The sequence below is a fragment of the Stutzerimonas stutzeri SDM-LAC genome (assembly GCF_000235745.1).
Taxonomy (GTDB): domain Bacteria; phylum Pseudomonadota; class Gammaproteobacteria; order Pseudomonadales; family Pseudomonadaceae; genus Stutzerimonas; species Stutzerimonas stutzeri_H.
In genome coordinates this window covers 1-14,766 of sequence record NZ_AGSX01000064.1, presented here as the reverse complement: position 1 = coordinate 14,766, position 14,766 = coordinate 1, and the positions used below count along the sequence as shown (strand labels likewise).

Sequence of the window (14,766 nt, the reverse complement as noted above, 5' to 3'; positions counted from 1 at the left end):
GATCGGGCGGGAGCGATCGCTCCCGCCTTTTCACCTGCCTGGAAGCTGAAGAGGAACAACGTAGTGCTCAGGTCTCAGGCGACATCGAGGCTTCAACCGCTGGCAGCACTGCTGCTGGCTCTATTCGGCGGTGTGGCTCAGGCGGCACCGCAACCTATCACCACCTTGCCGCTCGAGGCGCAAGGGCAAAACCGCTGGCGCCTGCCGGCCGGTGAATACACCGGTCAGTTCAGCATCGACCAGTCCATGGAGCTGCATTGCGAGCCCGGCGCGGTGTTGCAGGCAGGAGGCGAGGGCAACGGGCTGCTGATCGAGGCGTCGGATGTAACCGTTGAAGGCTGCACCTTGCTCGATTGGGGACGCGATCTCACCGAAATGAACGCGGCCATCTTCATCCAGCCGAAGGCGCAGCGTGTCGTCATCCGCAACAACCAGCTGCGTGGGCCGGGCTTTGGCGTCTGGGTCGACGGCTCGAAAGATGTCAGCCTGCTGGACAACGTCATCGAAGGTGACCCGAACGTACGCTCCCAGGACCGTGGCAACGGTATCCATCTGTACGCGGTAAGCGGTGCGCGGATCATCGATAATCAGGTGCGCAACACCCGTGACGGCATCTATATCGATACCTCCAACGGCAACCATATCGAAGGTAACGTGCTGGAGGATCTGCGTTACGGCGTGCACTACATGTTTGCCAACGACAACAGCGTAATCGGCAATATCACCCGTCGCACCCGTACCGGTTATGCACTGATGCAGAGCCGCAAGCTGGAGGTTATCGGCAACCGCTCCGAGGAGGATGAGAACTACGGCATCCTGATGAACTACATCACCTATTCGACCATCCGCGACAACGTCGTCAGCAACGTGCGCAGCGGCTCGACCGGCGACAGCATGATCTCGGGTGCCGAGGGCAAGGCACTGTTCATCTACAACTCATTGTTCAATACCATCGAAGGCAACCGCTTCGAGAAAAGCGCGCTGGGCATCCACCTGACTGCTGGTTCGGAAGACAATCGCATCTCTGGCAACGCCTTCATCGGCAACCAGCAGCAGGTCAAGTACGTGGCCACCCGCACGCAGGAATGGTCCATCGACGGCCGTGGAAACTACTGGAGCGACTACCTCGGCTGGGACCGTAACAGCGACGGGTTGGGTGACGTGGCTTACGAGCCCAACGACAACGTCGACCGCCTGCTGTGGCTTTATCCGCAGGTGCGATTGCTGATGAACAGCCCGAGTATCGAAGTGTTGCGCTGGGTTCAGCGCGCCTTCCCGGTCATCAAGTCGCCCGGCGTGCAGGACAGCCATCCGCTGATGAAGCCGCCAACCGAACTATTGATTAGCAAAACGCAGGAGCCAACGCCATGAGCGCGGTAGACATCCAGGGCGTGAACCAGCGTTACGGCAGCATGACCGTGCTGCATGATCTGAATCTGACCCTCGGCGAGGGCGAGGTGTTGGGTCTGTTCGGCCACAATGGCGCCGGCAAGACCACCAGCATGAAGTTGATCCTCGGCCTGCTTTCGCCTAGCGAAGGGCAGGTGCGTGTGCTCGGTCGGGCACCGCATGATCCCGAGGTCCGTCGCCAACTGGGTTACCTGCCGGAAAACGTAACGTTCTATCCGCAGCTCAGTGGTCGCGAGACGTTGCGCCATTTTGCCCGGCTGAAAGGCGCGTCACTGGCGCAGGTCGACGAATTGCTGGAGCAGGTCGGTTTGTCCCACGCAGCTGAGCGCCGAGTGAAGACCTATTCCAAAGGGATGCGCCAGCGCCTCGGCCTGGCGCAAGCGCTGCTGGGCGAGCCACGCCTGCTGCTGCTGGATGAGCCCACCGTCGGGCTGGACCCCATCGCCACCGGCGATCTCTACCAGTTAATCGACCGCATGCGCCAGCGCGGCACCAGCGTGATCCTCTGCTCGCATGTGCTACCCGGCGTCGAGGCGCATATCAACCGGGCGGCGATTCTCGCCAAGGGCCAACTGCAGGCTGTCGGCAGCCTGGCGCAGCTGCGCGTCGAGGCAGGGCTGCCGGTGCGCATTCGCGCCAGTGGTATCGGCGACAGCGCCGGCTGGTTGCAGCGTTGGGACGCCGCTGGTCATAGCGCCCGCTCGCTGGGTGAGCGCAGCGTCGAAGTCAGCGCAATCAACGGCCACAAGCTGCCGCTGTTGCGCGAGTTGCTTGGTGAGGGCGAGCCGGATGACATCGAGATCCACCAGCCGTCGCTGGAGGACCTGTATCGCTACTACATGCAACGCGCCGGCGATGTGCGCACGGCGGAGGGCACGCTATGAACCAGATCTGGAACATTGCCCGCAAGGAATTCAGCGACGGTTTGCGCAACCGCTGGTTACTGGCCATCAGCCTGCTGTTCGCGGTGCTGGCGGTGGGTATCGCCTGGCTCGGCGCGGCAGCATCCGGTCAGCTCGGCTTTACCTCGATTCCGGCGACCATCGCCAGCTTGGCGAGCCTGGCGACCTTTCTGATGCCGCTGATCGCACTGTTGCTGGCCTACGACGCCATTGTTGGCGAGGACGAGGGCGGCACCCTGATGCTTCTACTTACCTATCCGCTGGGGCGCGGACAGATCCTGCTGGGCAAGTTCGTCGGCCACGGGCTGATCCTGGCACTGGCAGTGCTGATCGGCTTCGGCTGCGCCATGCTGGCCATCGCCGCGCTGGTGGAAAATATCGAGATCGGCCTGCTGCTCTGGGCCTTCGGCCGCTTCATGATCTCCTCGACGCTCCTCGGTTGGGTGTTTCTCGCCCTGGCCTATGTGCTGAGCAGCAAAGTCAGCGAGAAATCCAGCGCAGCGGGATTGGCGCTTGGGGTGTGGTTTCTCTTCGTGCTGGTGTTCGATCTGGTCCTGCTGGCGCTGCTGGTACTCAGCGAAGGTAGCTTCAGCCCTGACGCGCTGCCCTGGCTGTTGCTGCTCAACCCGGCCGATATCTACCGTTTGATCAATCTGTCCGGCTTCGAAGGCGGCAATGCCATGGGTGTACTGGCGCTGGGTGGGGATCTACCCGTGCCGGGCGCGGCGCTCTGGTTGTGCCTGTTGCTCTGGGTGGGTGCTTCACTGCTGCTGGCCTACGGTGTCTTCCGCCGTCGTCCCGCATGACCATGGAAAAGGAAACTGTAATGATGAATACGCTAAATAGAGCGTCACGCATGCTGGTTACCGCTGCACTGATGCTGGGCCTGGCAGCTTGTAACGAGGCCGAGCAGAGCGAGCAACTGCTTGAGCCCGTCGCTTTTCACAGCAGCGACGAATGCCATGTCTGCGGCATGGTGATCAGCGATTTCCCGGGGCCCAAGGGGCAGGCGGTGGAAAAGGGCGGGGTGCGGAAGTTTTGCTCCACCGCGGAGATGCTCGGCTGGTGGCTGCAGCCGGAGAATCGCATGCTCAACGCCAAGCTCTACGTGCACGACATGGGCCGCTCCACCTGGGAGAATCCGGATGACCAATACCTGATTGATGCCACCAGCGCCTACTACGTCGCGGGTACGTCGCTCAAGGGCGCTATGGGTGTGGTGCTGGCAACCTTCTCTGACGAGTCCGCGGCCAAGTCGCTGGCAGCCATGCACGGTGGCCGGGTGCTGCGCTTCGAGGACATCGATCAATCGGTGCTCCAGCAATCGTCCGGCATGTCGCACGACATGCCCGGCCATCAACAGGCTCACGCCGGTCACTAGGCCGCAAACCAACAACTCGATGAGGTATTTGAAATGATGGGCATCAGCATCTGGCAACTCATGATCGTACTGCTGATCGTGGTCATGCTGTTCGGCACCAAGCGCCTGCGCGGCCTGGGCTCCGATCTCGGCGGCGCCATCAGTGGCTTCCGCAAATCCATGAGCGATGGTGACAACGCTGCATCGGTCGAAGCGGTCAAGCACGAGGCTAAATAGCTCCACCTCCCTCGCAACTCCGCGTCCGTAGGGTGGATGTCGCGTTTTACAGCCACCAGGCTCCGGTTCGGTGGATCGGTAGGGCGTGGCCCACTCTACCGGCCGCCGGGCGGTACAGAATCCGAACTTGCCATTGGTCGTTCGTACCGGTTCGTGCTGCCCGACTCCTGAGCGCACCCACACCCGCCGGCGACCGCAGCCGCGCTCCCTCGAAAAAAAGATGATTGCAATCAAGTCTGCCAGAGCCCTCTAACCTGTAAAAAGTAGGCATGGCTCCGTGGTTCCGGAGCGATCACTGTTCTGACCGGAGGGATCTTCTCCCCGGCAGAGACGAAAAAGCTCAGGAGGCCTTTGTGCAAGTTATCGATCGGCGGAAAGCCTTGAGTATTCCGCCCATGTGGCGGCTCGCCTTTCGCCCGTTTTTCCTCGGTGGCAGCATCTTCGCGATGCTGGCGATTCCTTTGTGGATTGCCGCGTGGACAGGTTTGTGGCCGGGCTTTCAGCCAACCGGCGGCTGGTTGGCCTGGCACCGTCACGAAATGCTGTTCGGTTTCGCCATGGCGATTGTTGCCGGTTTCTTGCTGACGGCGGGGCAGACCTGGACCGGCCAGCCTGGTGTATCCGGCAACAAGTTGATGGCGCTGGCCGTGGTCTGGCTGCTGGCACGCCTCGGCTGGCTGTTCGGGTTGCCGGTGGCCTTGCTGATTCCGCTGGACCTGCTGTTCATGCTGGGTGTGGCCGTGCTGATGGGGCGCATGCTCTGGGTGGTCAGGCAGAAGCGCAACTACCCGATCATCGCTGTCCTCAGCCTCATGATTGGCGCCGATGTACTGGTACTTTGCGGCGTGGCGCTGGGCGACGACGGCTTGCAGCGCCAGGGCGTACTCGCTGGGCTATGGCTGGTGGCGGCGCTGATGGCCATTATCGGCGGGCGGGTGATTCCCTTCTTTACCCAGCGTGGTCTCGGCCGCACCGAAGCGGTCAAACCATGGCTGTGGCTGGACGTGGCACTGCTGGTAGGAACCGGTCTGATTGCCGTGCTCTACGCGGTCAGTGTTGCGCTGCAACAACATGTCGCGCTTGGCGTGCTGTTTCTCGCCATCGCCATGGGGCACCTCTTGCGGCTGGCACGCTGGTACGACGCCGGTATCTGGCGCGTGCCGCTGCTGTGGTCGCTGCACCTGGCCATGCTCTGGCTGGTGGTCGCGGCAACCGGCTTGGCGCTGTGGAATTTCGGCTTGCTGGAAAGCTCCAGTTCAGCGCTGCACGCGCTGTCGGTCGGCTCCATGAGCGGCTTGATCCTGGCGATGATTGCTCGCGTCACGCTCGGCCATACCGGGCGACCGTTGCAGTTGCCGCCTGGCATCGTCGGTGCCTTCGTGCTGTTCAACCTGGGCGCGGCTTCACGGGTGTTTCTAATCACCGAATGGCCATTGCTCGGGCTGTGGCTCGCGGCGGTCTGCTGGGCTCTGGCTTTCGCCTTATATGTCTGGCGCTATGCGCCAATGCTGGTGGCTGCGCGGGTCGATGGCCATCCGGGCTAGTCGCTGAGCAAACCACTTATTCCGCTTCACCCTAACGAAAAATGCTGCCTGCCTATTCCGGGACGGGCAGCCTGCGGCTCGGCGAGCGCCGGCATCGGAGATGATGATGAAAAATGAATTCTATGAACGCCTGGCCGTCGTTACCGGTGCCAGCTCGGGGATCGGGCTGGCGCTGTGTACTGCATTGCTGCAGCGCGGCGCGCGGGTGCTGGCGATGTCGCGTAGTCTGGGCGGTTTGGCACAGCTGGTCGAAATCTACCCGGAGCACCTGTACTGGATCGCGGGCGATGTGACCTCAGCCGATGACCTGCAACTGCTGGCGCGTCGAGCCGCGGAGCTCGGTCCGGTGGACTATCTGGTGCCGAACGCCGGCATCGCCGAGCTGGGCGACAGCCTCGACGTGGCCTGCTTCGACCGCCAATGGGCAGTAAACGGCGCTGGTGCGCTGAACACGCTGGCGGCGCTGCGCGGCGAGCTGGCCAAACCGGCATCGGTGGTGTTCGTCGGCACCTTCCTCACGCGCAGTACCTTCCCGGGGCTGGCTGCCTATATCGCCAGTAAAGCCGCACTGGTCGCCCACGCTCGCACCCTGGCAGTGGAGTTTGCACCGCTGAACCTGCGTATCAACGTGGTCTCGCCAGGGCCAACCGCTACCGCGATCTGGGGCACGCTGGGACTGGCCGATGAACAGCTGGAGCAGGTAGCCGAAGGTGTCACCCAGCGTTTACTGCCCGGACATTTCCTTGAGTCCGCTGCGGTGGCCAACGTCATCCTGTTCCAGCTCTCGCAAGGAGCACGTGGCGTCTACGGCCAGGATTGGGTGGTCGACAACGGTTACACGCTTACTTAACTGCGAGGCAGACAATGTTTTTCAGATGGAAACGAGCCGCCCTTGAACTGCAGCAGGAGCGTGACCAGTTGCAGCAAACCTGCGCGGAGCAAGCCGCGCGTATCGCCGTGCTGGAGGCGCAGGCAGCCGCTGCCAGCGCCGCTGGCGCCAACGGGCAACGTCAGCTGGACTATTATCGAGGCGTTGCCGGCAATCTGGTGCGTTTCAGCCATTCGGTGGGGCATCTGGGCGACTCGTTCGAATACCTCACCGGCCAGCTCGGCGAGAACCGCACGCAGGCCGAGCAGGTCGCCAACGCAGCGCTGAGCAACCAGCAGCACTTCGGCGAGCTACAGAGCAAGGCGGTCGACATGGAAAGCGGGCTTAATCAGGCTTCGCAGCAGGTCGACGCCCTGGCGGCCCATTCGCAACAGATCAACGGCATCGTCGATCTCATCAGCGGCATCGCCAGCCAGACAAACCTGCTCGCCCTCAACGCCGCCATCGAGGCGGCGCGGGCCGGTGATGCCGGCCGCGGTTTCGCCGTGGTCGCAGGGGAAATCCGCACGCTGGCGGAAAAGACCGCACTGGCCACTGCCGACATCGTCAAGAAAATTTCCGAAGTGCAGACCGAGATCGCCAGCGTTCACGCCTATATACAGGTTCAGGGCAGCTTGGCGCACGGGTTCAGCCGTACCACCGAACTGGCGATGGCGGCCATGCAGCACTTACACAAGTTGTCAGGCGACATGCGTCACGGCATCGAGCGCTCCTCGTTCCGTGCCGGGATTGAACTGGCCAACCTCGATGAGCTGTCGCTGAAGTTCGTCGTCTATAACCAAGTGCTTGGCTCGAACAGCCAGAACGCGGCGGTTCTGCCCAGCGAACGTGAGTGTCGCTTCGGTCGCTGGTACTACGGGGAGGCCAATCGCGGCATGCACCGGCTGGAGCATTTCCAGCAGATCGAGCGCCCGCATACGGCCGTTCATGATCAGGGCCAGCAGGCCATCGAGGCGTTTCGCCGACAGGCGCTGGAAGATGCACTTGCCCATATGAGCGAGATGGAAGAGGCGAATCTTGAAGTGATGCGCATCGTGGCGGCGTTAATCGGTGAGCATGAGAAAGAGTCAAAAGCTGCTATTAGCGAAGCGTGCTAGCACCATCGGTAAGCCGTTTTTCTTTGCTTATGCCGTCCAAATGGGCCGGTTAACCTGTTTGCTATCGATGACTCAGGCCTATTCGCAGTGTTGTTAACAAAAATACTGCAGCAACGCATCAATACTATTCATTAGCATTGAGCCCGCGGCGCGCCGACAATGTGCGCCCGATTCGATCCGGGGCCTCTATTCGAGGTCTTGGACCTCCTTCTGATCGGCTGACATTGCCCGCCATATCCAAACGCTTGGACGTGGGCGGGACCGACCGACTCAACGCAAGCAGGAACCATGCAGGAACGCCTTTTAGACTGGTGTCGATCCTTTGCGCCCACGCCTTTTTCAGCGCGCCCCGTCGAATGGCTGCGCGCCGCAACAGGCATCGGCCTGGCTTTGCTGCTGGTCATTCCGCTCAGCGCCTGGGTCTTCGGGATTTCCGTCGCCCTGCCACTGGCCGCACCGGCGGCTGCGTCCGCGGTGTTGCTGTTCGTGGCCTCGTCGAGCCCCTTTGCCCAGCCATGGTCGGTGATCGTCGGCAGCCTATTGGCCGCTGCCATCGGTATCGCGTTGGGTGCCAGTCCATTGCCTGTGGCGCCAGCGGCTGGCCTGGCCGGCGCGCTGGCGATCATTTGCCTGTTCGGCTTGCGCTGCCTGCATCCGCCGGGTGCAGCACTGGCGCTGGTGGCGGTGGTCGGTGGCCCGGAGCTGCATGCCTACGGGTTCCAGCTGCTATACCCGGTGGCATTCAACTCGTTGCTGCTGGTGACGGTTGCGCTGATCTACAACAACCTCAGTGGACACCCCTATCCGAAACCGCGCCCACCCAAGGGTAACCTCCATCACACTCAGGACCCCTTGCCCAGCGAGCGCATGAGCTTCAGCGAAGACGATGTAGAGCGGGCCCTGGTGGATTTCGGCGAGTACGTGGACATCACGCGCGATGATCTCGCTCAACTGATCAAGCAGACCGAGAAGCACGCGTTGCGGCGCAGCATGGGCGAAATCACTGCGGCCGACATCATGTCCCGGGACCTCTACTGGAGCACGCCGGACTGCACCATCCAGCGCGCCTGGCAGAGCCTGCGCGAGCACCGCCTGCATTCCTTGCCGGTGCTGCAGCCCGACAGCCACGAGCTGGTCGGCATCGTGACCCTGGTCGATCTGCTCAAGCACTTCCGGCCGGCGTCAGCGAGGATTAATTTCGGCCAGCTGAAATTCCTGCGCGGCGTCCATCTGCGCACGATCATGAGTACGCCGGTCGTCTCGGTGACCGAAGACACCCACATGGTCGACCTGGTATTCATGCTCTCCGACCGTGGCCTGCATTGCCTCCCGGTGGTGGACGACCAGCAACGCCTGGTGGGCATGATCACCCAGACCGATCTGATTGCCGCGCTTTATCGGAACTGGTTGAAGCACTTACCCGACTGAAGCGTCCCATGCCATGTCGGGAGGCGCCGGTGGTGATCAGCCGTCGCCTCATACATTGCAGCCCTCGGTGGGAACGGCCGGAACCTGCAGCCTAGTCGCAGTGCCTGAGTGCTATACACCTTCCAGGCCGAGCCTATGCAAGACCCTTTCAACGACTGGCTGCGATCCTTTTTACCGGTGCCATTGAGCGTTGGGCCCAAGGAATGGCTGCGCGCGGTAGTCGGCGTCGGCTTGGTAGTGCTGCCGATGGTCTCCATTGGTCTCTGGTTGTTCGGTGGCCCGGTTACGCTGCACATCGTCGCGCCAGCCGGCGCCTCGGCGTTGATCCTCTTCAGTGCTTCATCGAGTCCCTTCGCCCAACCCTGGTCGGTGGTCGGTGGCAATCTCGTTGCCGTGACTGTTGGCATCGCCCTGGGCGCGAGTGCCTTGCCTACCCTTGCGGCGGCGGTGCTGGCGGTGTGCTTGTCTATTGCCTGTCTGTTCCTGCTGCGCTGCATGCATCCGCCGAGCTGTGCGCTGGCGATGGTCGCCGCCATCGGTGGGCCGGGGATCAGCGAGTTGGGTTATGGCCTGCTGCTCCCGGTAGCCTTCAACTCGCTGCTGCTGATCGCCGCAGCGCTGGTTTACAACAACCTCACGCGCCATCGCTATCCCAAGCCTCGCGCAGCAAGCGGCGGCGAGCAGAGTGGCGGGGTCCCGCTGGGCGACGAGCACATGAGCTTCACCAGCGATGACGTGGACCGTGCCTTGGAGGATTTCGGTGAGTACGTCGACATCACCCGCGACGACCTGGTCGAGCTGATCAAGCGCACCGAGACCCACGCCATTCGTCGCAGCATGGGCACGGTCGCGGCTGCAGACATCATGTGCCGAGAGTTGCACTGGATCGATCCCGAGGCGCGGATGCGTCAGGCCTGGCACGTCGTGCGTCGGCACCGGCTTCATTCGCTGGCTGTGCTCGAGCCGGGCAGCCGCAAGCTGCCTGGCATCCTCACCCTGACCGATCTCCTGCAGCATTTCGAGCCCAGCCCGTCGCGGCTCAATCTTCGACGGCTAACGTCCGGTCGCGAGGTGCGAGTGGAGCGGGTGATGAGCGCGCCGGTGGTGTCGGTGCATGAAGATGCGAATCTCGCCGATCTTGTGCATCTGCTGGCGGATCGTCGCATGTCCTGCTTGCCTGTCGTAGACGCCGAGCAGCGTCTGGTCGGCATGATCACCCAGAGCGATCTGGTCGCCGGGCTCTACCAGAACTGGATGAAACGGCTGAGCCACTGAGTCGTGGTTGTCCCAGTGTCTTGCCTGGCTTCGTCCGGCTCAGATTTCGTAGTTCCAGCGCGACCAGTCGTAGTCGTCTTCGGCCACTTCGCGTAGCAGTTCGAGCGCTTTGAACAGAGCCGGGGACTGTGCCGCACGTGAATAGACCAGATAGATCGGGTAGCTGAATTCCGGCGCACGCTCGACGCGCATGAGCAAACCTTCATCCAGATAACGCTGCACCACCCGCGTGCGAAAGTAACCACGGCCACCGCATTGCACAAGATATTGCAGTGCCAGCGGGCCCAGGCTGAACGACAATGCGGCGCGCATGTGACCCGGCAGGGAAAGATCGTGCTGCTGACGAAACGCCGGGCCCCAGTCGACATAGAGATAGGGGTCCGGATTGGTCGCATGCACCACCTGGATGAGCTTTTCCTCGAGCAACTGCTCTACCTGCAGCCCCGGCCAATACTCGGGTTGGTGCACCAGTGCCGCATCCAGCGCGCCCAGGTCGAGTTGCTTTTGCAGCTCATCGCCGCTGGCCACCTCGTTGCGCAGCGCGTGATCAGGCATCGCCTGGCGTAGCCGCTGGACCCAGGCGAGCATCAGTGGATTGCACAGGCTCACCTCGGCGCCGAGCGACAGCACCTTGTCGTAACCGCGCGGCAGCGGCAGATCGCGCCGGGCTGTCTCCCACGTCTGTACCAGCTGTGTGGCGTAGGCGACGAAGCGCTCGCCGTCAGTGGTCAGCCGTGCGCCAGCACGGTTGCGCACGAAAAGTCGGCAGCTGAGCTGTGTTTCCAGACTGCGAATCCGGGCGGTCACGGCTGTTTGGGTGATATGCAGCCGCTCGGCGGTGGCGATGAAGCTGCCGCTACGAATGATCTCGAGAAAGGTGCGGGCGAGATCGATGTCCATGGCAATAGACCACTCATATCAAAGGGGGTGATATGAAAGCAGGTTGGAATCAATGTTGAAAGCGAATCAGCTGTGCAGAAGCCCCGGCGCTGACCGTCGCGGTGGGGTTGGCTTAAGCTCTCCGCTTCCTTCCGGACGTTCATGCAATCGCTTTTCAGCGTTTGGTGTCCCGCGCTGTGTTCTGGTGGGCTGAAGCCTACCCTCCGAGGCTGCCGATGGCCGGCAGCTCGGAGGGCGTGGTCAGTGCGAAGTGCCTTCGGCGAACTCGATCTTGTTGCCGACGTTGTATTTGCCGGATGGCTTGTTCATCGGGATGCGTTTGACCTCCTCCAGGGTGCTGGCGTCGTAGACGATCAGTGCGCCATCGGTGTCCCAGACGCTGAGCAGCGCGTAACGACCGTCGTTGGTGAACTCGACGTGTGCAGCGTTCTTGCCCGGCATCGGGCGCAGCGTGTGGGCGACCTCCAGGGTCTGCTTGTCGATCAGATGCACCGCATCGTTGTTGGGACCGAAGAACACGTCGGTCCAGGCATAGGGCGAGTTCAGGTGACTGCGCATGAAGAAACCCGGCCCTTCGGTGGGGATTTCCTTGATCAGTTTCCAGCTCTGCAGATCGAGTACGGAAATCAACCCCTTGCTCACGTTGGGCGTGGCGAATACCCAGTCACCGTTGCGTTTCCAGTAGATGCCGGAGCCCAGGTGCGGCATGCCCGGCAACGGAATGTCGGTGACCGCCTTGCCAGTGTCGAGGTCGATGACCTGCCCACCGAGTGCCTTGCGCGAGGTGGCGAGCAGGTGGCGGTAATCCGGGGTGAAGGAAAAATCGTCGAGGAAGTCAGCGGCTTCGATGCGCCGAGGCTCGAAGTCCGGCTCGCCGGCGTAGGACAGTTCCCAGGCTTCCTTCACGTCCTTCAGCGCCACCACGAAACTGTCACGCGGCGGGGCCGTGTAAACGGCACTGACCCGCGATTGGGTGCCGTCTGCACCCAGGGTCGGGATGTGTTTGACCAACGACAGGTCGCGGGCATCGAGCAACACCAGATTGCCCGGCAGGTAGTTGCCCACCAGCACCCAGCGACCATCGTTACTGACGGCGAGATTGCGCGTATTCAGCCCGGCGCGGATCTCGGCGATCATGGTCAGGTTGTGCAGATCGTAGACGCTGACCCAGCCGTCACGTGAGGCAAAGTAGACGAAGCGACCATCCGGGGAAAACTTCGGCCCGCCATGCAGGGCGAAATGCGAGGGGAAATTGGCAAGCTCTTCGAAGCGATCGCCATCCAGCACGCGCACGTGATGGTTGCCGGCCTCGACCACGACGAACAGGTTGAGCGGATCGGCGCCGTGCTGCGGTGTGCTCGGCAAGCTGTCCAGATCGGCGAGGATGCGATGACTGGCGCGGATGTCGGTATCGCTCCAGGTTGGTGGTGTGGCGGCCGGCTGGTACAGGTAGCTGACCAGCCCGTCGATCTGGGCGCTGTTCAGGCGATTGCCGAACGCCGCCATCTGGCTGGCCGGACGACCATCGTGAATCACCGCGCGCGCCTCATCCGGTTTGATTCGGCTGAGGCTCTCGGGTAGCAATGCAGGCCCGGCGCCACCGAGACGGTTAACCCCGTGGCAGCTTTGACAATGCTGTTCGTAGAGCACACCGGCTTGCTCCAGCGACACGGCGTCGGGTGCGGCCTGAACGGCACCGCAGAGCAATAGCAGAGCAAAAGGGGTCAGACGCATAAGGCCTCCGTGACGGCTGGCTGTGACTCCGCACAGAGCCGGGCGGGAAATTCCAGCTGGGTGCCGGCGAAGAGCCCCACCACTTGGCCGATCACGGTGAGCGTCGGAGGCTTCAACTGCTGTTGCTGCGCCATCGCCGGCAGTTGCTTCAGGGTACAGCGAACCACTTGCTGATCCGGCCGGGTGCCGTTGCCGATCAGCGCGGCGGGGGTGTCGACCGGCAGGCCAGCGGCAATCAGGTTGCGCGAGATTTCACCGAGGCTGGCCAGGCCCATGTAGAACACCAGCGTCTGCTTGCCCTCGACCAGGCTGCTCCAGGGCAGCTGCAGCGCGCCGTCTTCTTGCAAGTGGCCGGTGATGAACTGGCAGGAGTGCGCCAGGTCGCGGTGGGTCAGCGGAATCCCGGCATAGGCGCTGCAGCCAGCAGCGGCGGTCACACCCGGAACCACCTGACCGTTGATGCCGCGTGCGAGCAGGTATTCGAGTTCTTCCGCGCCGCGGCCGAAGATGAACGGATCGCCGCCCTTGAGGCGTACCACGCGCAGGTTCTGCTGCGCCAGGTCCACCAGCAGCTGGTTGATCTGCGGCTGCGGCAGGCTGTGGTAGCCGCTGGTCTTGCCGACGTAGTGACGGGCGCAGCGGGCGGGTAAGAGCTTCATCAGCTCGTCGCTGACAAGGCGGTCGTAGACCACCGCGTCGGCCTGCTGCAGCAGGCTCCACGCCCGCAGTGTGAGCAGCCCGGGGTCGCCTGGGCCGGCGCCGATCAAGGCAACTTCACCTGGGGCTAGCGTGGCGCCGAGCGAAGCGGGAAGGGTGATTGGCTGATCCATGCGAACTCCTGAAAATCTCATCGGACGGCGTTAGGTCTCGGGCGGCTTCGGGGCCGCGCTCGGTATCAAATAGAGAGGCTGGGGATGTGCTGGGGTTGCGGCAGGCCGATTTCCTGATCGCTGAGGTAGCACCCCGGGTCTTCGCCCCAGAGGTTGCCTTCGGCCCAGGCGCGGGTGCGCGTGTTGCCGTTGCAGATCGGCAGCCAGCGACATTCGGCACAACGACCGCCCACGGCGCGCGGGTGCTGGCGCAGTTCCTTGAGCAGGGGCTCGGGCTGGTCCAGCCACAGTTCGCGAAACGACTGCCGGCGGACGTTGCCGACCGTGTGCTGCCACCAGTAGGTGTCGGGGTGTACGTCGCCGATGTTGTCGATATTGGCAATTCCAGCGCCCGATGCATTTCCGCCCCAGGCACGCAACATCCCTTCCAGGCGGTCACGGTGTTGCGGTAGCCGGGCTTCCACCCACTGCAGCAGGAGCACTGCATCGGCGTCGTTGTTGCCGCTGACGAAATCGGTCTCGCGGCCATGCAGTACGTCGTCCCAGGCCTGCTCGAACAGTTGATTCATGGCGTCGCGGGTCATCTGGTGATGCGCGTCGGCCTTGCGGCTGCGCTTGCCGCGCCCGCTGTAGTTGAGATGCGAGAGGTAGAACTTCTGCACATCGTGTTCGCGCATTAACGCCAGCAGGGCCGGCAGCTGCGGGTAATTGTTCTGCGTCAGGGTGGTGCGCAGGCCGACGCGGATGCCGTGCCCGCGGCACAGGTCGATGGCATGCATGGAGGCGGCGAAGCTGCCCTTGAGCTGGCGCCAGTCGTCGTGCACCGCTTCCAGGCCGTCGATGCTGATGCCCACATAATCGTATTTCGCGGCGGCGATCCGCTCGATGTTCTGCTCGTCGATCAGCGTTCCGTTGGTCGACAGCGCGACGAAGAAGCCGCGCAGACGCGCGTATTCGGACAGTTCGAAGATGTCGTCGCGCAGCAGCGGCTCACCGCCGGAAAGGATCAGTACGCGCACACCGGCGTCGAGCAGGTCATCGATGACCTTCAGCGCTTCGCTCGTATCGAGTTCGTCGCGAAAGACGCTGTCTGCAGAGGTGGCATAGCAATGTTTGCAGGTCAGGTTGCAACGCCGGAGCAGGTTCCAGATCACTACGGG

General features: G+C 62.7%; 14 protein-coding genes. 10 read left to right on the top strand and 4 right to left on the bottom strand.

The features are described 5' to 3' along the window. Positions 1 to 63 precede the first annotated feature (63 nt). The 10 genes from PSTU_RS0107470 to PSTU_RS0107425 all read left to right on the top strand — a co-directional run bounded on the left by PSTU_RS0107470 (position 64) and on the right by PSTU_RS0107425 (position 10,142). The gene (locus PSTU_RS0107470; RefSeq protein WP_019340418.1) at positions 64 to 1,371 is read left to right on the top strand and encodes a nitrous oxide reductase family maturation protein NosD; all 1,308 of its coding nucleotides are present in this window, start codon (positions 64 to 66) and stop codon (positions 1,369 to 1,371) included. Then, the gene (locus tag PSTU_RS0107465) at positions 1,368 to 2,294 is read left to right on the top strand and encodes an ABC transporter ATP-binding protein (protein WP_019340417.1); all 927 of its coding nucleotides are present in this window, start codon (positions 1,368 to 1,370) and stop codon (positions 2,292 to 2,294) included. The genes PSTU_RS0107470 and PSTU_RS0107465 overlap by 4 nt, the downstream gene beginning before the upstream one ends. Further along, the gene (locus PSTU_RS0107460; RefSeq protein ID WP_019340416.1) at positions 2,291 to 3,118 is read left to right on the top strand and encodes an ABC transporter permease; all 828 of its coding nucleotides are present in this window, start codon (positions 2,291 to 2,293) and stop codon (positions 3,116 to 3,118) included. Before PSTU_RS0107465 ends, PSTU_RS0107460 begins: the two co-directional genes overlap by 4 nt. Before the next feature lie 23 nt (positions 3,119 to 3,141). Continuing rightward, positions 3,142 to 3,693 (top strand): nitrous oxide reductase accessory protein NosL, encoded by a 552-nt coding sequence (locus PSTU_RS0107455; protein WP_029404665.1) that lies wholly within the window; start codon positions 3,142 to 3,144, stop codon positions 3,691 to 3,693. 33 nt (positions 3,694 to 3,726) lie between these two features. Beyond that, positions 3,727 to 3,909 (top strand): twin-arginine translocase TatA/TatE family subunit, encoded by a 183-nt coding sequence (tatA, locus tag PSTU_RS0107450; protein ID WP_019340414.1) that lies wholly within the window; start codon positions 3,727 to 3,729, stop codon positions 3,907 to 3,909. A 353-nt stretch (positions 3,910 to 4,262) separates the two neighbouring features. After that, positions 4,263 to 5,453 carry an NnrS family protein gene (locus PSTU_RS0107445; protein WP_019340413.1) on the top strand — a complete coding sequence of 397 codons (1,191 nt, stop codon included), beginning with the start codon at positions 4,263 to 4,265 and terminating at the stop codon, positions 5,451 to 5,453. A 106-nt stretch (positions 5,454 to 5,559) separates the two neighbouring features. Beyond that, positions 5,560 to 6,303 carry an SDR family NAD(P)-dependent oxidoreductase gene (locus PSTU_RS0107440; protein ID WP_019340412.1) on the top strand — a complete coding sequence of 248 codons (744 nt, stop codon included), beginning with the start codon at positions 5,560 to 5,562 and terminating at the stop codon, positions 6,301 to 6,303. 14 nt (positions 6,304 to 6,317) lie between these two features. After that, the gene (locus PSTU_RS0107435; protein ID WP_019340411.1) at positions 6,318 to 7,439 is read left to right on the top strand and encodes a methyl-accepting chemotaxis protein; all 1,122 of its coding nucleotides are present in this window, start codon (positions 6,318 to 6,320) and stop codon (positions 7,437 to 7,439) included. Between the two features lie 288 nt (positions 7,440 to 7,727). After that, entirely contained in the window at positions 7,728 to 8,867 is a 1,140-nt protein-coding gene (locus tag PSTU_RS0107430) for an HPP family protein (RefSeq protein WP_019340410.1), read from the top strand. 135 nt (positions 8,868 to 9,002) lie between these two features. Continuing rightward, a complete protein-coding gene (locus tag PSTU_RS0107425; protein WP_019340409.1) occupies positions 9,003 to 10,142 on the top strand; it encodes an HPP family protein in 1,140 nt (379 codons plus the stop codon). A 39-nt stretch (positions 10,143 to 10,181) separates the two neighbouring features. Here PSTU_RS0107425 and PSTU_RS0107420 read toward each other — a convergent pair whose 3' ends face one another. From PSTU_RS0107420 to nirJ, 4 genes are all read right to left on the bottom strand, one after another. Further along, positions 10,182 to 11,042 (bottom strand): LysR family transcriptional regulator, encoded by an 861-nt coding sequence (locus PSTU_RS0107420; RefSeq protein ID WP_019340408.1) that lies wholly within the window; start codon positions 11,040 to 11,042, stop codon positions 10,182 to 10,184. A gap of 240 nt (positions 11,043 to 11,282) precedes the next feature. Beyond that, positions 11,283 to 12,776: a nitrite reductase gene (locus tag PSTU_RS0107415; protein ID WP_019340407.1), complete on the bottom strand. Its 1,494-nt coding sequence runs from the start codon at positions 12,774 to 12,776 to the stop codon at positions 11,283 to 11,285. Continuing rightward, entirely contained in the window at positions 12,767 to 13,606 is an 840-nt protein-coding gene (gene cobA / locus PSTU_RS0107410) for a uroporphyrinogen-III C-methyltransferase (RefSeq protein WP_019340406.1), read from the bottom strand. The genes PSTU_RS0107415 and cobA overlap by 10 nt, the downstream gene beginning before the upstream one ends. 65 nt (positions 13,607 to 13,671) lie before the next feature. After that, a partial coding sequence (nirJ, locus tag PSTU_RS20565; RefSeq protein WP_019340405.1) for a heme d1 biosynthesis radical SAM protein NirJ occupies positions 13,672 to 14,766 on the bottom strand: 1,095 nt, incomplete at its 5' end.